We start from the raw sequence: 19,787 nt of genomic DNA on the forward strand, positions 1-19,787 counted from the left end.
GAGCGTATGCCCTTGCCCTAATTTTTAGTGCGCGTGCTTGGGCTTTTCGCCTGCGGTGCGGGCGAAAGGCACCATATTTCCTGCGAGTTGAGCCAAAATGTCCGCACTGATTTTTTCGGGGGTAAGGCCGACCTCTTCGAGAATTTCGTTGCGCTCGGCGTGCTTGATGAATTCTGCCGGTAGGCCGAGTTCATTGAGGGCTGTATCAATGCCAGCGGCACGCATTTCTTGGCGGATGCGAGAGCCAACACCGCCCGAGCGTACGCCGTCTTCGAGGGAGACCACAATGCGGTGTTGCCCTGATAGGTCAATGACGGAGCCGGGTACAGGCATGACCCAGCGAGGGTCAATGACGGTCACAGAAACCCCCCGGTCGTGGAGCAGGTTAGCGGTGTCGAGGGCGAGTCGGGCGAAGGCTCCTACACCGATGAGCAGGACGTCCCGCTGACCGGTTTCGGTGTGGGGCTGGCCCAGGCGGGTGAGGACGTCCACCCCGTCAGCAAGGCGTTCTTCAGCTGGGATATCGGGGCCCACGGAGCCTTTAGGGTAGCGCACAACGGTGGGTGCATCGTCGATAGCGACGGCTTCACGGAGTTCTTCCCGCAGTGTAATAGCGTCGCGGGGTGCTGCCATGTGTAGGCCAGGGATGAACTGGAGCAGAGCTAAATCCCACATGCCGTGGTGAGAGGCACCGTCGGGGCCGGTAATACCTGAACGGTCAAGCACGATAGTCACACCGGCCCTGTGGAGGGCTACATCCATCAGGAGCTGGTCGAAGCCGCGGTTGAGGAAGGTGGCGTAGAGGGCAATGACGGGGTGCTGGCCGCCGTAGGCCAGGCCCGCACTCATAGCGATGGCGTGCTGTTCTGCGATACCGACGTCAATGACGCGGCCGGGGTGGGCCGCCGCCATGGGTTTGAGGCCAACGGGGATAAGCATGGCACCGGTAACGCCCACGATGTCGTCGCGCTCATCGGCGATATCTTTAATTTCTTGGGCAAAGACACTGGTCCAGGATTTGCCGGATGCCTTGGCGAGCGCTTCACCGGTGTCGGGGTCAATGACGCCGACGGCGTGAAACATGTCGTCCTTGTTGCTGACAGCTGGTGCGTAGCCGTGACCTTTTTCGGTGATGGCGTGCACAATGACGGGGCCGCCAAAGTTCTTAGCGGATTCGAGGGCTTTTTCAACAGCATCAAGGTCATGACCATCAATGGGGCCCACATACTTCATACCGAGATCTTCGAAGATCCCGCCTGGGACCATAACGTCTTTAATGCCTGCCTTCATGCCGTGCAGTCCACGGTAGATCATCTGCCCTAGGGAACCGCTGTTTTGCAGTGTGGTCCGGGCGGCAGCGAGGGTGCGTTCGTAGCGGGAGTCCAGGCGCATCTGGTCAACCCTGTTTTGCAGTTCGTGCTGTAGGGCGGCCAGGTGGTTGGCGAAGCCGCCGATGGTGGGTGCATAGGAGCGGCCGTTGTCGTTGACCACAATGACGACCTTGCGGTTTTTGTCGGCTGCGATGTTGTTGACGGCTTCCCAGGCCATACCTCCGGTGAGCGCCCCGTCACCGATAAGGGCCACAGTGTAGCGGTCGATTTGGCCGGTGAGCTGGTAGGCGCGAGAGATGCCGTCTGCCCAAGAGAGAGACGAGGACGCATGGGATGACTCGACGATGTCGTGCTCAGATTCTGCGCGTTCGGGGTACCCCGCTATACCGCCCTTCTGGCGCAGGGTTTCTAGATTCTGACGGCCGGTGACCAGCTTGTGCACGTAGGACTGATGGCCAGTGTCAAAAACGATGGAGTCGTGGGGGGATGTAAAGACGCGGTGAATACCGAGGGTTAGTTCCACAACGCCGAGGTTAGGGCCTAGATGGCCGCCGGTTTGCGAGACGGTGTGCACGAGATAATCACGAATCTCTGAAGCGAGCTCACCCATCTGCTCCTGGTTAAGACCTCGCAGATCGCCTGGCTCGTGAATGGTTTCGAGTAGTCCCACAGTGTCTTCCTCTCAACCGAGCCCCGATGCCCCTCCCCGGCGTCCTTGTAACGGGCTGAGGTCAGCGTGAACTCGGTCAGCATCTTTTGTGTTGCAGTTAAGTAACTTTACCTGGTTGCTAGATCAGAAGCGATTCACAGAGCGAGAAGCGATGCTACCCTTCTGTTTCGGTTAGGTTTCCTGGTGTGTGGCTACTTCCAAATGTATATTCAAGGGTTTAGTATCGTTGTTCAACAGCTCACACTGTGCACCAACACACAACAGGGGTGGCGGGTGTAGCTCATCATTACTCGGCCGGCCCGTACCGGCCCCGCACGATTGGAAGTTCTTATGACCGAAGTCATCGAATGGGCGAACAAAATTATTTGGTCGCCCGTTTTGGTCTATCTCTGCCTGCTAGTGGGTATCTACTTCACTATTCGTACCCGTCTGCTTCAGATTCGTCAGATTCCCACCATGATTCGCGCGACTTTCAAGGGCGAGTCATCTAAGGACGGTGTCTCCTCCTTCCAGGCCCTGGCCATGTCACTCGCTGGTCGCGTGGGCACCGGTAACATCGCAGGTGTTGCTACCGCAATCGCCTTCGGTGGCCCTGGCGCAGTTTTCTGGATGTGGACTGTAGCCTTCCTAGGCTCGTCTACCTCCTTCATTGAGTCCACCCTGGGCCAGATTTATAAGGAACGCGATAAGGTGACCGGCGAGTACCGCGGCGGCCCGGCCTACTACTTTGAAAAGGCCTACCGCCACACCAAGTACTCCGGGCTTTTCAAGGTCTACGCCTCCATCTTTGCTTTTGCTACCGTACTCGCCTGTGGCTTCTTCCTGCCCGGCGTTCAGGCTAACGGTATTGCAACCTCTATGCAGGGGGCTTTCCCAGCGGTACACCCCTGGATGACCGCTACCGGTGTCACCATCCTGCTGGCCTTCATCGTCGTTGGTGGCGTCAAGCGTATCGCTACCTTTGCCTCTGTAGTAGTTCCTTTCATGGCCATCATCTACATTGTGCTGGCCATGATCGTTGCCTTCATCAACATCAACATGCTCGGTGATGTTATCAACCTGATCTTCTCATCAGCTTTCGGTCTGCACGCTACCTTCGGCGCTATCATCGGTACCGCCGTTGAGTGGGGTGTCAAGCGCGGCATCTACTCCAACGAAGCAGGCCAGGGCACCGGCCCTCACGCTGCGGCAGCTGCTGAGGTTAAGCACCCCGCCGCCCAGGGCTTTGTGCAGGCTATGGCTGTTTACATCGACACCCTCTTCGTCTGCTCCGCTACCGCCTTCTTGATTCTTTCAACCGGCATGTACCGCGTCTACGAGGGCGGGTCAGCCGATACCCCCGTACTGGCAGAGGGCTCCGGCAATCTAGCTGAGGGTGTCACTGTTGGCCCGGCTTTTGCCCAGTCAGCTTTCGATACTTTCATCCCCGGTGCTGGCCCTATCTTCATCGCTGTATCACTCGGTTTCTTCGCCTTCACCACTATCGTGGCCTACTACTACATGGCAGAGACCAACCTGCGCTACCTGACCCGTAATCTGAAAAATAAGGCTGTAGGCAACGTCCTGCTGCGCCTGCTTCAGCTGCTCATTCTGGTTGCTACCGTCCTTGGCTGTGTCAACACCGCAGGTGCCGCCTGGGCTCTGGGCGACATCGGTGTGGGTCTGATGGCCTGGCTGAATATCGTGGGTATTCTGGTCATCCAGAAGCCTGCCTTACAGGTTCTGCGCGACTTCGAGCAGCAGAAGAAGCAGGGGCTGGATCCCATGTTTGATCCGCGCCCCCTAGGCATTAAGAACGCTGACTTCTGGGAGACCTACTACGACATCAAGACCGGTGCTATCCCGGTTCAAGACGCCAAGTAAGACGCCCTCAGATTTAGCTTCGCATGCGCCCTGCACAGTCTAGATTGTGTAGGGCGCTCGTGCGTGTAGGGTAGGGAGCATGAGCACTCTTCACCCCTCACCCCTGGGCGGCCAGCGCCCCACCCGGGAGCAGCTTCAAAACTTTGTCAATGGAACCCTTGACGACAGGCTTCCTGAGGCTGGCACTCCTTTACGCCTGCTGATTGTGGGCATCAATCCCGGGCTCTGGACGTCCGCCGTCAACGCCCCTTTCGCTTTTCCCGGCAACCGCTTCTGGCCTTCTCTTGATCGTGCCGGGATAGTCACTCCCAGGGTGGACGCCTCACGCGGCTTGAGCGATGAAGTTGAGGAACAGCTGGCCCGCCTGGGCATCGGTATTACCAATCTGGTAGGCCGGGCAACTGCACGGGCTGACGAGCTCACGACCCAGGAGCTGCAGGACTCCCTCCCACGGCTGGTTGGCCTCACCCACACTTACCGCCCTCAGGCTGTAGCGATTGCTGGCATTACAGCCTATCGGGCAGCATTCGGCGATAGGAAGGCTAAGCTGGGGCGACAAGACAGCTCCCAGGTCGAGGGGTGGAACCCGGCTAGTCAGCTCTGGGTAGTGCCTCAGCCCAGCGGTTTGAATGCGCACGAAAATATTGATTCTCTGGCAGATAAGTGGCGGCAGGTCTGGGACTCCACGCAGCCGCGACTCCAAGTACTCTCTTAAAACCTGTGGCCCCCACTCGACAGTGGGGGCCACAGACCGTGGACCTGTGAACGCTCTTAGAGCTTAGGAGCCGCGGACCAGGTTACGCAGTACGTACTGCAGGATGCCGCCGTTGCGGTAGTAGTCGGCTTCACCGGGGGTATCGATGCGAACTATTGCGTCAAACTCGGTGACCTTGCCGTCTTCTGCGGTGGCGGTGACCTTGAGGGTCTTGGGGGTGGTGCCTTCGTTCAGTTCGGTCAGACCGGTGATATCGAAGGTTTCGGTACCGGTCAGGCCGAGTGATTCGTGGGATTCACCGGCGGGGAACTGCAGGGGTACAACACCCATACCGATCAGGTTTGAACGGTGGATACGCTCGAAGGACTCTGCGATAACTGCCTTGACGCCCAGCAGGGTGGTGCCCTTAGCAGCCCAGTCACGAGATGAACCGGTGCCGTATTCCTTACCGCCCAGAACAACCAGCGGAATGCCTGCAGCCTGGTAGTTCATGGAGGCATCGTAGACGGTGGACTGTTCGCCGCCCTGAGTGAAGTCGCGGGTGAAGCCGCCTTCAACGCCGTCCAGAAGCTGGTTCTTGATGCGGATGTTGGCGAAGGTACCGCGAATCATGACCTCGTGGTTACCACGGCGGGAGCCGTAGGAGTTGAAGTCCTTGCGTTCAACACCGTTTTCGATCAGGTACTTACCTGCGGGGGTGTCTGACTTGAAGGAACCAGCCGGTGAGATGTGGTCGGTGGTGACCGAGTCGCCCAGCTTGAGTAGCACGCGGGCACCCTTGATGTCCTCAACGGGGCTGGTTTCCATGGTCATACCCTCGAAGTAGGGGGGCTTACGCACATAGGTGGAGGCTTCGTCCCACTCGAAGGTGGAGCCGGTGGGGGTCTCCAGGGCCTGCCAGCGCTCGTCACCGTCGAAGATGGTGCCGTATTCCTTGGTGTACATCTCGGTATCAACAGATTCGTCAATAATCTTCTGGACTTCCTCGGGGTCGGGCCAGATGTCCTTGAGATAGACCTCGTTGCCGTCAGCGTCGGTGCCCAGGGCGTCCTTCTCGAAGTCGAAGTCCATGGTACCGGCCAGGGCGTAGGCGATGACAAGCGGCGGAGAAGCCAGGTAGTTCATCTTAACGTCCGGGGAGATACGGCCTTCGAAGTTACGATTACCCGAGAGAACCGCAGTGACGGAGAGGTCTTCGCTCTGGATAGCCTCTGAAATTTCAGGCTCTAGGGGGCCGGAGTTACCGATGCAGGTGGCGCAACCGTAGCCAACAACGTAGAAGCCCAGCTTCTCCAGGTCGGGCAGCAGGCCTGCCTTCTCGTAGTAGTCGGTGACGACCTTTGAGCCGGGGGCGATGGAGGTCTTGACCCAGGGCTTGGCAGTCAGGCCCTTGGCGGCGGCGTTGCGGGCAAGCACACCTGCGGCCATCATGACGGAGGGGTTAGAGGTGTTGGTGCAGGAGGTAATCGAGGCGATAGACACCGCACCGTTCTTGAGTTCGAACTCGCGGCCGTCTGCCATGGAAACCTGGGCTGACTTGTCGGTCTCGCCGTCCTTGGCGTAGTTCTTGATGTCTGATTCGAACTGGCTCTTGGACTCTGAGAGCAGGATGCGGTCCTGGGGTCGCTTGGGGCCTGCAATAGAGGGGACCACGGTGGAGAGGTCCAGTTCCAGGTACTCGGAGTACTCGACGTCGACGGAGGGATCGTGCCAGAGGCCCTGTTCCTTGGTGTAGGCCTCAACCAGAGCGACCTGCTCTTCGCTACGGCCGGTCAGGCGCAGGTATTCGAGAGTCTTCTCGTCGATGGGAAACATGGCGGCGGTGGAGCCGAATTCGGGGCTCATGTTACCGATGGTTGCACGGTTGGCCAGGGGCACCTGGCCTACGCCTTCACCGTAGAATTCAACGAACTTGCCGACCACGCCGTGTTCGCGCAGCATTTCGGTGATGGTGAGGACGACGTCGGTTGCGGTTGCGCCGGAGGGGATGGAGCCGGTGAGCTTGAAGCCGACCACGCGGGGAATGAGCATGGAGACGGGCTGGCCGAGCATGGCTGCTTCGGCTTCGATACCGCCAACGCCCCAGCCGAGCACACCCAGGCCGTTGACCATGGTGGTGTGGGAGTCGGTGCCTACGACGGTGTCGGGGTAGGCGCGCAGTACGCCGCCGATTTCGCGGGCCATAATGGTGCGGGCCAGGTATTCAATGTTGACCTGGTGCACGATGCCCATGCCGGGGGGAACGACCTTGAAGTCGTCGAAGGCGGTCTGGCCCCAGCGCAGGAACTTGTAGCGTTCGCCGTTGCGCTGGTATTCGATGTCCATGTTGCGGGTGATAGCGTCGGCGGTGCCGAAGGTATCAATCTGTACGGAGTGGTCGATGACCAGTTCGGCAGGTGCCAGGGGGTTAATCTTTGAGGGGTCGCCGCCAAGTTCTTTCACGGCTTCGCGCATGGTGGCGAGGTCGACGACGCAGGGTACGCCGGTGAAGTCCTGCATGATGACGCGGGCGGGGGTGAACTGGATTTCGGTGTCGGGCTCTGCGGTGGGATCCCAGTTGGCGAGGGCCTTGATGTGGCCTTCGGTGATGTTGGCGCCATCTTCGGTGCGCAGTAGGTTCTCAAGGAGGACCTTAAGTGAGTAGGGCAGCTTCTGCGAGCCTTCTACTGCCTTGAGACGGAAAATTTCGTAGTCGGTTCCGTTGACGTTGAGTACGCCCTTTGATCCGAAACTGTCCACAGTGCTCATGTGTGGGACTCCTCTCGACACTGTTTAGCATATTGGCTCGCGCGCTTCGGCCGTTTCGCCGCCGCTACTGTGCGGGCGGGGTGTGATTGTGGGTAAGACGGCGGGCACGAGCTCACTGTTCCCTAGTGTACCCGGTATCACGTTGTTCACATATTTTGAAGACGGTTCGTAAGCAAATGTTTCGCTGTCATGCTTTGAGGCTGGGACGCTACGGCTCGGTGAGGCGCAGAATCTCAAGTTCGGCAAGGAAAATGTGCCGTTAATATATTGCGCTCTCGTGCCAGAATAGGGGCATGATGGTTTCTCCTGGACACCTGCACAGGGCACACCCTAGGCCTGTAACCGCCACACTCAATGTAGCCTTTCGGTGGCTTCTGATCGGTAGTGCTGCGGTTTTTGCGCTGGTCACCTCGGTAGCAATAACACTCCCCCACCCGACCTCAGTTCAGCTTGCGTCGATAATCAACTGGGCAGCAGTGCTTTCTTTCCTCGCAGGTTCCATTTCCCTACTGGGAGTGGGCATCACCGAGATTTTTCGCAGTTCACCCGCTGAAGCGAAAACCAGCAGGTCGCCAGAAAAGCCGACCCCGGGCGTCCGCCTGCCTCTTGCCTTTTGCGGGCTGGGGCTGGTGTTAGCTACCTACTACGGTTTACATGTCTTTTGGTGGAACCCCCTAGCAACAGCCCCAGGCTACACCCTCAGCGAGATGTACAGCCTGATGAAGGAGACCAACCAGTTTAGCCTCCCTGTCGTGATTGTGTGGGGCTTTATCGTTGCGCTTCTTTTAGCAGCTCTACCGAATGTGCACGAGTGGTTACGGGGCATGGTCTCTTACAGCACCACGCGAGCTATCGGCTTCTGTTCTCTTGCAATAGCCGCCACCTGCTTTCTACTCTTTATGGGCTGGGGCTGGCATATGGGTATGGGTCTGGCTGATACATTTATGACCAGCGGTGCTGACCACTCACCCACAGCTGTTCCATTCGGTGTGGCCGTCCTAGCTCTCGGGGCGATGGGCATCTTCGGGCTCTTTGTGCCTGCTCGCGCCCGGTAGCCCCTCGCCCCAATCTGCCAGAGACCCCCTAGACGCGGTAGAATAAACGAACCTATGTTCGAATCCCCAGGAAGAGGTCTCGATGGCTCGCCGCACCACCGCGCACGATGACTACCCCACCGACGTCGTCGAAAATATCGTCGATATCGACGTGACCAGCGAGATGGAAACCAGCTTCCTGGAATACTCCTACTCGGTCATCTACTCCCGCGCCCTGCCAGATGCCCGTGACGGCCTCAAACCCGTGCAGCGTCGAATCCTCTACATGATGCAGCAGATGGGCCTACGCCCTGATAAAGGCCATGTGAAGTCTGCCCGCGTGATCGGCGAAGTCATGGGCAAGCTACACCCTCACGGTGACGGCGCTATCTACGACGCCATGGTGCGCTTAGCCCAGCCCTTCTCCATGCGCCTACCCGTGGTTGACGGCCACGGCAACTTTGGCTCCCTAGACGACGGCCCGGCCGCCTCCCGCTACACCGAGGTCCGTATGGCCCCGGCAGCCCTCGCTATGACCGCCAACCTCGACGAAGATGTCGTTGATTTCATACCCAACTACGACAACCAGTTCATGCAGCCCGCTGTGCTGCCTTCTGCTTACCCCCACCTGCTGGTCAACGGCTCAGCAGGTATCGCCGTAGGCATGGCCACCAACATGGCCCCCCACAACCTGCGCGAGGTCATTGCCGCCGCCCGCCACCTGCTCGAAAACCCCGAGGCCACCCTCAAAGACATCATGAAGTTCGTGCCCGGCCCCGATCTGCCCTCCGGGGGCACCATCGTGGGCACCTCCGGCATTAAGGACGCCTACGAGAAGGGGCGGGGCATCTTCAAGACCCGCGCCAAGGTATCCATCGAACAGGTCTCCCCCCGCAGACAGGGCATCGTGGTGACCGAACTCCCCTACCTGGTAGGCCCCGAAAAGGTCATCGAAAAAATCAAGGACGGCGTCAATTCCAAGAAACTACAGGGAATCTCAGACGTCATCGATTTGACCGACCGCAAAAACGGCCTGCGCATGGTCATTGAAATCAAAAACGGTTTCAATCCTAAGGCTGTTCTAGCTGCCCTCTACAAGCACACCCCGCTTGAAGACTCCTTCGGCATCAATAATGTTGCCCTGGTGGACGGCCAGCCACAAACCCTGGGCCTGCTCGATCTGCTGCATGTCTACGTCAACCACCGACTGGATGTAGTGCGCCGCCGCACCACCTTCAGGCTGGGCAAACACCGTGACCGCCTGCACCTGGTCGAGGGGCTGCTGATAGCTATCGTTGATATTGACGAGGTCATCCAGATTATTCGTTCCTCAGACGAAACCTCACAGGCCCGCGAGCGCCTCATGCAAATTTACGATCTGAGTGAGCCTCAGGCCAACTATATTTTGGAGCTACGCCTACGCCAGCTGACCAAGTACTCCCGCATCGAGCTTGAAGCTGAGCGGGAGGAGCTGCTCGCTGAGATTGCCGCCCTTGAGCAGGTTCTGGAGTCAGATGCCAGGTTGCGCGCCCTGGTTTCTGAGGAGTTACAGCAGGTTGCTGATGAGTATGGAACTAATCGCCGCACCAAGATTGTGACCAAGGACGAGCTGGCTGATGCGGTTGCCGCCCTATCGGCGTCCGCTTCTAAGGCCAAGAAAGAGGCCGGGTTGTCACTGGAAATTGCGGACGACCCCTGTTGGGTTCTTTTGACTACCAGTGGCATGCTGGGCCGCACCGCGGGTTCAGCTGGTCAGCGCGCTCCCCTGCATGATTCGGGCAAACGCATCAAGCACGATGCCTACCTCTCGCTAGTGCCCGCTAGCGCCCGCAGCGAAATCGGTGCGGTCACGTCCGCAGGCCGTCTCATTCGTGTGCCCGTGATTGATCTGCCCGTGCTTGAAGAGGCAGCTGGTGCACCGCAGCCCGCATCGGGTGTAAAGGCTACCGAAGCTATTAGCCTGGCCCGGGGTGAAAAGCTGGTGGGCCTAATTCCGCTCAATGCCATTGTTGCGCTGGCGACCGAACGGGGTGTGGTCAAGCGGGTGAACCCTGACTACCCGCTGAATTCCACAGAGTTTGAGATTATGAAGCTCAAGCCCAAGGACGCCGTGGTGGGCGTGGCGGTCTGCGACTCCAACGATGCGATACTGACCTTCATCACCGAACAGGCAAAGCTCCTCACCTTTGACGCCGCAAAGGTACGCCCCCAGGGCCGCACCGGGGGCGGCATGGCTGGCATGAAGGTAGCCGATGGCGATAGGGTCATCGCCTTTGGTGTGACCGCACCGGGGGCTGACGCCCAGGTCGTCACTGTTACAGACGGCGGCGATGACGGTGCCACCGCAAAGGTCACCGAACTGACCGAATTCCCCCAAAAGGGCCGAGCCACCGGCGGTATGCGCGCCCACCGCTTCCTCAAAGGCGAAACCGCTCTGGCTCTCGCCTGGGTGGGTGTTGGCCCGGCCAAGGCAGTCTCATCCGCTGGTGTTGCCCGCACCCTACCCACCGAGTTCGGCCCCCGCGACGGCTCCGGCGTCCTGCTTGCCCAGAGCATCGACGCTATCGGCCCCAACTATCGGGCGCTGACCTCCCCCGCTCCTGTATCAGCGGCGTCAGAAGAACCCACCGACCAGACTAAAGCTCAGGTAGCGGTCGACGGGCCGGTAGAGGCCGAAGAGGATGCCCTCTTCTAAATAGCCAAAGGAGCGGGCGAGCCTTTACCTAAATAGCACCAGGGGGCACCGGGAAAGGGAGTCTTGGTGTGCCTGCCGACCCTCTTGGGCTCGCGCTGGGGCGCTCGCCCAATTCACGCCAGCCCCGAGCCAGCAGGCACACCAACACTCCCTCCCCAGCAATCAGTTACGGGCGCGCCAGCTCCTTTTTTCAAATTAAACCTCTTAGCTCAGCGTCTAGTTCAGCCGGGAGTTAATCTCAGCAAGGACCTGCTCGGGGTTGCTAGCGGACGCCGTCACCCGACTACCGGTCGTCAGGGTAAAGGTGACGGAGGGGCCGCCTGTTAGGTAGCCGGTGTTGCCGCCACCCAAGATTCTCAGACCAGCTCCCTGTACTAGACCGGTTACTGGGCCCACCTCCGCCTTCTCAATCTCGCTATAGGCCAGCTCCTTCGAGAAGAACTTCATGGTGGTGATCTTGACCGACGTATCCAGCAGGTCAATGCGGGTACTGCTGAAAATCATCGGAATAATAACCAGCGCTACGGCAGCTCCTACAAGCGCTGAAATGAGGATCCCCTGGTTGGTACCGTCCTTGTCGAGGGGGCCAAAAATCAGAATCGGCAGGGTGACACTCACCAGCACAAAAGCTAATACTCCGCAGAGGAATAGTTTGAACTTCTTAGTCAGGGGCGCAACATAGCTGTGCTCTTGAAGAGTAGGCATGGGATTCACTCACTATCTGTCGCTCGAGCTCTAGAAATTTATTACCTAGAACACACTTTACCCCCCATAGTAAATTTCCAGACAGCAGATACATTTCCACTGCCACTCTAGATACAGAAAGCCCCTCCCGCCTCGTCCTTTCATAGGTAGGTTGGGAGGGGTCTTCTGCCTTCTATCGAAGCTTGACCACGGTATCGCAGGCTGCGATATCCTCGGCGCGGTGGGAGACCAGGACGACCGCCGGCAGCTTGGTCTTGCCCTTGACCTTCTGGCCCGGGGCGCGTTTGGTACCGCGGGCTACCTCATTGATCAGGGCAACAGCTGCGGGTGCGTCAAGGTGGGCGGTCGGTTCGTCCATGAGTAGCAGGGGCGAATCCACCAGCAGGGTGCGGGCGATAGCGATGCGCTGGCGCTGGCCACCTGACACATAGGACCCGCCGGCTCCCACCGGAGTCTGCAAACCGGCAGGCAGGCTACGTATAAAATCGCCTAAGCCCACGCGGTCAAGCACCTCGTACATCTCCTCATCACTCGGTCGCTCATCAGCAGCACGGGCAATCGCCAGGTTGTTGGCAATAGTCGACTCAAAAATATAGGCAGACTGGGGGCACCAGGCCGCATAGCCACGCAGCGACTGCGCATCAAAGGCACGGCCATTCACACGAATCTGCCCCTCTTCTACAGGGAGGAAGCCCAACAGTGTAGCCAGCGCGGTGGTTTTACCGGAGCCTGAGGGGCCGGTAATACCCAGCCATTGCCCCGATGAGACCGAAGCTGAAAGCCCGGTAAAGACCGGTTGATCCATGTCAGGCCAGCGGGTTGCCAGTGAATCCAACTCTAAGGTGACAGATTGGTGGGTGGCTCGATTCCTAGCACCAAAACCGGGGTCTCCTAGAATGTCGCGAATTTCGCTACTGCCAGCGTCCTCAGCATCAAGCCCCGCATCGGCATCAACGGTCTTGAGGTTGTCGTGGGTACGCTTCACCAGGGCTGCAAAAGCTGGCCAGCTACGCACGGCCTCCAGGTGGGCGGCGGTGGTCTCAAAGAGACCGGTCATCATCAGAATCACCACAGCAGCAGTCGGTGTTGTCACATCACCAGCTTCTACAGCGGGCCACACGGTGGCAACTACGGCCAGGGCGGCACCCCACCAGGTAGCAACCATCAGACCCTGCCCTAGGCCAATAGCACGAGAGCTACGAATTGACGAGGCCTGGGCAGAGCCGTCCTGACGCGAAACTGCCAGGGCGACGGTCTGGTCAAGACCGTTATTGTGTAGGTCGCTGGCGGCATCAAGGGCAGAGACACTAAGTCGCAACATAGCGGAGGTTTCGCTGCGGGCCACGGCATCGGCATGGGCATCCGCGCGAAGCACAAGGGCAGGAATCAGGGCAGTGGCAATCAGTACCGCAATCAGAACCGGTAGTAGGGCCTGCGGAGTGGCCCAGGCCGTGACGCCCAGCACTAGGAGCATGACCACCAGATGCGAGGCAATGGGCAGGAGAACACGCGGAATAGCGTCGCGTAGTTCGTCAACGTCACCGACCAGACGGTCAAGGATTTTATCGCCTCGGAGTAGAGAGCGCACCGAGAGTACGGTGCGACCAGCGGCATCCCATGCACGTACGCGCAGGGTGTTAGCGGCTTCAAGTACCAGATTGTGGGTGCGCAGGCGCTCTGCGTAGCGGGCGGTGGCACGCCCCAGCCCGAAGAAGCGGACTCCGGTTACAGCCACAAGGAGGTACATCATGGCTGGCTGCTCGGCGGCTCTGACGATTAACCAGCCCGATAGGGCGGTCAGGCTGACGGCAAAGACGACCGTCAGCACCGAGAGAAAAATCGGTAGCGCCAGGTTCCGAGCACGAATACCGGTCATGGATCCCAGAGTTCGTAGGGTCGAGAAAATGCCGAGTGTGAGCTTCTTACCATCCTCGGACTGGTCGCTTTCGCCCTGTGTCACCACGGGAGCTGAGTCTTCGAGCTGACCCGAGTCAACGGCGTCCGCAAGCGTGCTCAGTGCATAGTCGCCCAGCCCGCCGGTGTTTTGAGATGTCAGTTCCCAGACGACATCGTGGAGCTTGACCACGGCATCGAGCCGGTTATTCGCAGCGGCGGCCAGAGCGGTGTCGTGGGTGACGATAATCAGGGTGGCACCGGTTTCTTGCAGAGCCGCCAGAGCCACATTGACCTTGGCCGCAGAGACCGAGTCGAGGTGGGCGGTGGGCTCGTCAATGAGCACGGTGACGCGCTCATTGGAGGCCTGTAGGGTAGCGACGCGGGCCAGTGCTCGGGCGATAGCCAGGCGGCGCATCTGGCCGGCTGAGAGGGCCTCAGGGGGCAGATCGGCCAAATCACGTAAACCAACGGAATGTAAGAAGGAGCTGAAGTAGTCACGGTCTTCGTCAGCGAAACGCACAGAGTCATCGAGTAGCGTGGCTGCGTAGTTGATGCCGTCGAGGGCTCCTTCACCGCGAGTTACGGTGGCGTAGAGAGCGACCTCAGCCAGTGCGGTGGGTGCGATAAAGGTGGGTGACTGGCTGATCCAGACAGTTGAGCCGGTGCCAGAAACCAGGCCCGACACGTGCACGGGTTCGGTGGTGCCGGTGGGCACTAGGTTGTTGCGCAGGGCACCGCCGAGAACGGAAAGCAAGGTTGTTTTGCCGCAGCCGGAGGGGCCTGTAACTGCGGTGGTAGTTCCATGGCGCAAGGTGAAACTGACACTGGTGAGGGTACGGGGACGCCCGGGGTAGGCAACCGAGAGCTGCCGCACCGAGACGCGGTCGCCTGCGGGAGCTACCGTGGGGACCGGGATGGGGTGGTCGATGATAGCTTGAGCCCGGCGTAGGGCAGCGATACCCTCCTCGGATTTATGGTAGGCCGTGCCCACATCACGTAGTGGCTGGTAGCACTCGGGGGCCAGTAAGAGGGCAAAGAGAGCAACGTCCAGCCCCATTGATCCTTCCACCAGGCGCAGACCGATGAGCACGGCCACAAGGGCAACAGAGATGGTGGTAATAAGCTCCAAGGCCAGTGATGAGAGGAAGGCCGAACGCAGGGTGTACATGGTGGCCTTACGGTAGCGCTCCCCCAGATCGCTGAGGGCTTGCGACTGGGCGCGTGAGCGCCCCAAGCCTACAAGTACGGGTAGCCCCTTGACCAGTTCAACAATGTGGTCTGAGAGACGAAGTAGGTCACGCTGGGCGCGGGCCGTGTCGTCCGCCGTGGTGCGGCCAATCAAGACCATAAAAAGCGGGATGAGCGGCAGGGTGCAGAGAATCACCAGGGCTGATACCCAGTCGTACACAGCGATACAGATCAGCAAGAACACCGGAACAACGGCCGTTGATACAAAGGCGGTGAGAGTTTTGGTGTAGTAGTCGTCAAGGGCACCCAGACCGCGTGAGAGCAGGACGGCTGTGGCGCCGGTGCCGTCCGGAGTGTCGGTGCCGCCGGTCGCTAGCACGCGGCGAATCAGGCGGCGCCGAATCTCAGTTTTAGCCCCAGAAGCGGCCCGCTGCGCATAAAAGTTGAGCGCCCAGTCGGCTACTGCGCGCGTCAGGAGCGCCAGCACGCCGATGACGGTCAGTGAAAGGAGGCCCGGCTCTATCCACGGCGTCGCAAAGAACATACCAGTGAGCTGAGCCTGCCCATTACCGGCAAAAAGAGCGAGCTGTTCAGCCTGAGCACTCTCGTAGGTGGCGCCCTCGTGAAGAACCGCGTAGGTCATGTGAGCTAGCAGGGTAATCGCTGTGCCCAGTACCGCCGCAAAGACGATGAGGGCGAGGGTTTTGAGGGCGGTAAGCACGGCAAAAACCGTGAGGTTTCGCTTGGCTTTGGGCCCTAACGGGGGCCTTTTGCTGGTGGTATCAGACATGGTGCGTGACGGAGTTCCTTAGGGTGCCGCGAGTGATATGTTCACTATTCTAATAGCAAGTTTTGGCCCGCAAGACTAGGTTATTCTCTGACAGTTAGTGGCCGTGAGCACACCGGGATGTTCTCACAGCACAGGGACGCCACCTGGTTGGCAGGTGGCGGCTCTGTGAGCTAAAGGCTAACCGGCTACCCCTTATATTGATGATGCGGAGTGGGTTTGAGCGCGAGTAGGGCGGGTAGCCAGCTTCGTAGCATCATGGGGTGAGGGGATGTGCTCCACCGTCAGGCGTTTGCGGAAGACCCAGTAGGTCCAGCTTTGGTAGACCAGCAGAATCGGGACGCCAAAGGCACCAACCCAGGTCATGACCTTCAGCGTGTACTCGGAGCTGGAGGCGTTAGAGACGGTCAGGTCGTAGGCCCGGTCGAGAGTGGAAGGTAGCACGTTCGGGTAGAGAGCTAGAAAGATAGCTAGCACCCCGAAGGCTGTGAAGGCGGCAAAGCCAGCGAAAGCCCTGCCCTCTAGACGGCGGGAGGCAAAGAACCACCCCGCCGTTAGGGCAATAATCGATATACCGGCCAGGGTGTATGAGATACCGTTGCCCGTTGTCACCTGCATATAAACCACCCAGGTGACAAGGGGTAACACAAGCAGGGGCGAGAGCTTGACCAGGTAGTTCCCGGCGCGGTAGCGCACGTCCCCATCGGTTTTGAGAGCAACAAAGGCTAAACCCATGACCAGGGAAAGGCCAACCATGCCCAGACCACCCAACAGGGCGGCCGGAGTCACCCAAGCAAAGGCCCCTCCCACACGGTCGCCGTTAGCGTTCAGCGGCAACCCGGTGGAGGTCAGTGCCAACAGGGCACCCACCCAGAAGGCGATGAAGAAAGACCCCAGTGAAATTGCCACAGTCCAGCTGGTCACCCAGCGCTCGGAGTCCCTCTTGCCGCGGTATTCAATAGCAACAGCACGGAAGATGAGGGCCAGCAGGGTTAAGGTAAGCGGGAGGTAGAGGGCTGAGAGCAAAGACGCGTACCAGAGAGGGAAGGCAGCAAAGGTGGCTGCAATGGAGGTAACCACCCACACCTCATTGCCGTCCCATACCGGGCCAATGGTGTTCAGAAGGAGGCGGCGCTCTCGTTCGTCCTTGCAGAAGACGCGGCTCATGAGCATACCAACACCCAGGTCGAAACCGTCCAAGATGATATAGCCCACCCAGAAGACGCAGATGAAGGCAAACCAGATGGTGGGGAGAAGGGGGTGGTCAGAGAAAAGTTCAAACATGGCAGGTGGGCCCTTTCTTAGTAGGCAAAGGCCAGAACGTCGCGATCGTCCGCGCCGTCGGCCATGTGAGGGTCTTCAACCAGTTCGGGCATGGCAGCTACCACACCGGCCCTGACATATTTGGCTAGGAGGTAGACCTCAACAAACATGAGGACCCCATAAATCAAGCCAAGTGAAATCAGAGAAAAGAGCACTTCATACCCCGAGACGCCCGGGGAGACAGCCGCGGCGGTAAACATCATGATGGCGGGGTTACCCTCGGGGTTGGGAGCAACTACAAAGGGCTGGCGGCCCATCTCGGTGAAGATCCAGCCGGCAGCGTTGGCGCCGAAGGGAGCCAGGATACCGGCAATTGCCAGGTAAGAAATCCATTTGGCTTCGGGCACGGTACCTTGGCCCTTCTTGCGGGTGACCCACAGGACGTAGAGGAAGGAGAGGGCACTCATGCCGCCCAGGGTAATCATGCCGCGGAAACCGTAGTAGGTGACTTCCATCAGGGGTAGGTAGTTGATATCGCTACCTGCGCGCTCACCATAGAGTTCCTCGTTATCAGGCAGGGTGCTGCCATAGGTTTCCTCGTACTGGGGTAGCAGGGTGTTAATACCGGCGACGTCGGTGGTGAAATTGTTGTAGGCCAGAAAGGAGAGCAGGCCAGGAATTTCAATAATGGCCTGCACCTGGTCACAGTTCTGGGCACCGGGAGAAGACAGGGAGAAGAGGGAAAAGCCGGTACCATCGTGGCAGGCCGCTTCTGCTGCGGCCATCTTCATGGGCTGCTGCTCAATCATCAGCTGGGCCTGATGGTGGCCAGTAAAGGCGGTGCCGATGAAGGCTGCAAAACCTACGATAGCGCCGATACGCAGGGATTTAAACCAGACCTTGAAGTCGGTCTTATCCCGAGCGCCTTGAGGGGATTCGCCCACAATGACCTTGCCGTGAACGCCGATGGTATCAATTCCATCGCGGCGGCGTTTCCAGAGCTTGTACCAGGCAATACCGACGAGGAAGCCACCAGCAACCTGGAGGGCACCAAAGATAGCGTGGGGGTAGGCGACCAGGGCGGTATTGTTGGTGAGTACAGCCCAAACGTCGGTCATAACGGGGCGGCCGTCTATCATTTCAACGCCTACGGGGTGCTGCATCCAGGAGTTGGCCACGATGATGAAGTAGGCCGAAAGCCAGGAGGCTGCAACGGCGATGACCAGGCAGGCTGCGTGTACCTTGGGGGCCAGCTTGTCCCAGCCGAAGATGAAGAGGCCAAGGAAGGTGGACTCAACGAAGAAGGCCAACAGACCTTCCATAGCCAGGGGGGCACCGAAGACGTCGCCGACGAAGCGGGAGTATTCGCTCCAGGCCATGCCGAACTGGAATTCTTGGACGAGACCGGTTGCAACGCCCATGATGAAGTTAATCAGGTAGAGCTTGCCCCAGAACTTGGTCATGCGCTTGTATTCGTGCTTCTTGGTTCGCACGTAGGCGATGTAGAAGCCAGATACGACGGCGCCCAGGCCCAGGGTCAGCGGAACCATCATGAAGTGGTAGACGGTGGTGATACCGAATTGCCACCTCGCTATTTCGAGGGGGTCCATGCGTGAGATCCTTCGTCAGAAGTAAAAGTGTTTGCTCAAGCATAGCTGGCTCGCGTGAGTAGGCAGTTAGGGTAGTTTTGACCGATTCACCTGCTAACTTGACCCCTCTGAAAAGGTCATTTAAACGCTAAGGCCCCGGTTCTCTTCTGCGAATGAACCGGGGCCTACCGTGTTTTGCTCACCCACCACCCAGCTTGCTGACACTTTGTCTAGTCACGCGGGGGCCACTCAATTTAGCGCGGCCCCAGCAGATTTAGCTGAGCCACAGCGTCCTTCTCTGCTGCCAGCTCAGCAACCGAGGCAGCGATACGCGCTGTGGCAAAATCTGAGTGCTCCAGCCCGTGAACAATCTCATACCTGCCTTCTGAACAGCGCACCGGGAAAGAGGAAATGAGGCCTTTGGCAACCCCGTAGGAGCCGTCTGACGGCACAGCCATAGAGGTGATTTTTCCACTGGTTCCCAGAACCCAGTCATGCACGTGGCTCAGTGCCGCGTGGGCTGCTGAAGCCACTGAAGAGCCCCCGCGTACTGCGATAATCTCAGCACCTCGGTTGGCAACGGTGGGAATAAAGGTCTCCTCAATCCACGTCTGCCCCAGGCCCTTCTCTCCCAGCATTTCAAGGGCCGGGCGGCCAGCTACCGAGGCCTGGAAAATATCGGGGTACTGGCTGGCCGAGTGGTTACCCCAGATAGCCAGGCCCTCAACGTCAGAGACAGCACAGCCCGTGGCTGCAGCCAGTTGGCCAACCGCTCGGTGATGGTCGAGTCGGGTGAGTGCAGTGAAGCGCTCTAGTGGGACGTCCGGCGCGTGCGAGGAAGCAATCAGCGCGTTGGTATTGGCTGGATTGCCCACCACCGCAACCCTAACATCGTCGTCGGCGTGGTCGTTGATGGCACGGCCCTGGACTGAAAAGATACCCCCGTTAGCTTCAAGTAGGTCTGCGCGTTCCATACCCTTGGTGCGCGGACGCGAACCAATGAGCAGGGCAATGTTAGCGCCGCTAAAGCCCACTGCGGGGTCATCGGTCATATCCACCGATTCCAGTAGAGGAAAGGCGCAGTCGGTCAGTTCTAAGGCTGTTCCCTCAGCGGCTTTTAGGGCGGCCGGAATCTCCAGCAGACGCAGCCGCACAGGAGTATCGGGGCCCAGCATCTCTCCCGCTGCTATACGGAAGAGGCTGGCATAACCAATCTGGCCAGCTGCGCCAGTAACGGTCACGGTAACAGGGTGCTTCTTTGCATGTGTCATGCACAACACTTTACCGCGTCATCGAGACAAAA

Annotated in this window: 11 protein-coding genes; 4 read left to right on the forward strand and 7 right to left on the reverse strand. The window is 59.1% G+C overall.

All coding sequences use genetic code 11. From position 1 onward, the window contains the following. Positions 1-24: 24 nt before the first annotated feature. Positions 25-2,001: a 1-deoxy-D-xylulose-5-phosphate synthase gene (gene dxs, locus L6966_RS00695; RefSeq protein ID WP_083091654.1), complete on the reverse strand. Its 1,977-nt coding sequence runs from the start codon at positions 1,999-2,001 to the stop codon at positions 25-27. 330 nt (positions 2,002-2,331) lie between these two features. Between dxs and L6966_RS00700 the strand changes: the two genes are divergently transcribed. Beyond that, a complete protein-coding gene (locus L6966_RS00700) occupies positions 2,332-3,864 on the forward strand; it encodes an alanine/glycine:cation symporter family protein (protein WP_083091656.1) in 1,533 nt (510 codons plus the stop codon). Between the two features lie 79 nt (positions 3,865-3,943). Further along, positions 3,944-4,579: a mismatch-specific DNA-glycosylase gene (locus L6966_RS00705; protein WP_237223789.1), complete on the forward strand. Its 636-nt coding sequence runs from the start codon at positions 3,944-3,946 to the stop codon at positions 4,577-4,579. 63 nt (positions 4,580-4,642) lie between these two features. Here L6966_RS00705 and acnA read toward each other — a convergent pair whose 3' ends face one another. Next, positions 4,643-7,327: an aconitate hydratase AcnA gene (gene acnA, locus L6966_RS00710; RefSeq protein WP_237232684.1), complete on the reverse strand. Its 2,685-nt coding sequence runs from the start codon at positions 7,325-7,327 to the stop codon at positions 4,643-4,645. Between the two features lie 476 nt (positions 7,328-7,803). Between acnA and L6966_RS00715 the strand changes: the two genes are divergently transcribed. Then, the gene (locus L6966_RS00715) at positions 7,804-8,382 is read left to right on the forward strand and encodes a hypothetical protein (protein WP_237232685.1); all 579 of its coding nucleotides are present in this window, start codon (positions 7,804-7,806) and stop codon (positions 8,380-8,382) included. 82 nt (positions 8,383-8,464) lie between these two features. Further along, on the forward strand, positions 8,465-11,056 hold the full coding sequence (locus L6966_RS00720; protein ID WP_237232686.1) for a DNA gyrase/topoisomerase IV subunit A: 2,592 nt from the start codon (positions 8,465-8,467) through the stop codon (positions 11,054-11,056). Between the two features lie 216 nt (positions 11,057-11,272). On the opposite strand, the gene L6966_RS00725 is transcribed toward L6966_RS00720, so the two are convergent. The 5 genes from L6966_RS00725 to L6966_RS00745 all read right to left on the reverse strand — a co-directional run bounded on the left by L6966_RS00725 (position 11,273) and on the right by L6966_RS00745 (position 19,755). Further along, complete coding sequence (locus L6966_RS00725) at positions 11,273-11,761, reverse strand: hypothetical protein (protein WP_237232687.1); 489 nt, start codon at positions 11,759-11,761, stop codon at positions 11,273-11,275. Positions 11,762-11,933: 172 nt separating this feature from the next. Further along, complete coding sequence (cydC, locus tag L6966_RS00730; protein ID WP_237232688.1) at positions 11,934-15,635, reverse strand: thiol reductant ABC exporter subunit CydC; 3,702 nt, start codon at positions 15,633-15,635, stop codon at positions 11,934-11,936. Positions 15,636-15,827: 192 nt separating this feature from the next. Continuing rightward, on the reverse strand, positions 15,828-16,916 hold the full coding sequence (cydB, locus tag L6966_RS00735) for a cytochrome d ubiquinol oxidase subunit II (protein ID WP_083091662.1): 1,089 nt from the start codon (positions 16,914-16,916) through the stop codon (positions 15,828-15,830). 17 nt (positions 16,917-16,933) lie between these two features. Then, positions 16,934-18,505, reverse strand: coding sequence for a cytochrome ubiquinol oxidase subunit I (locus L6966_RS00740; protein ID WP_237232689.1), 1,572 nt, complete (start codon positions 18,503-18,505; stop codon positions 16,934-16,936). Positions 18,506-18,738: 233 nt separating this feature from the next. Continuing rightward, the gene (locus L6966_RS00745; RefSeq protein WP_083091666.1) at positions 18,739-19,755 is read right to left on the reverse strand and encodes a malate dehydrogenase; all 1,017 of its coding nucleotides are present in this window, start codon (positions 19,753-19,755) and stop codon (positions 18,739-18,741) included. Positions 19,756-19,787: the final 32 nt, after the last annotated feature.

The sequence above is a fragment of the Rothia nasisuis genome (assembly GCF_928381405.1).
In the GTDB taxonomy this organism is placed as follows: domain Bacteria; phylum Actinomycetota; class Actinomycetes; order Actinomycetales; family Micrococcaceae; genus Rothia; species Rothia nasisuis.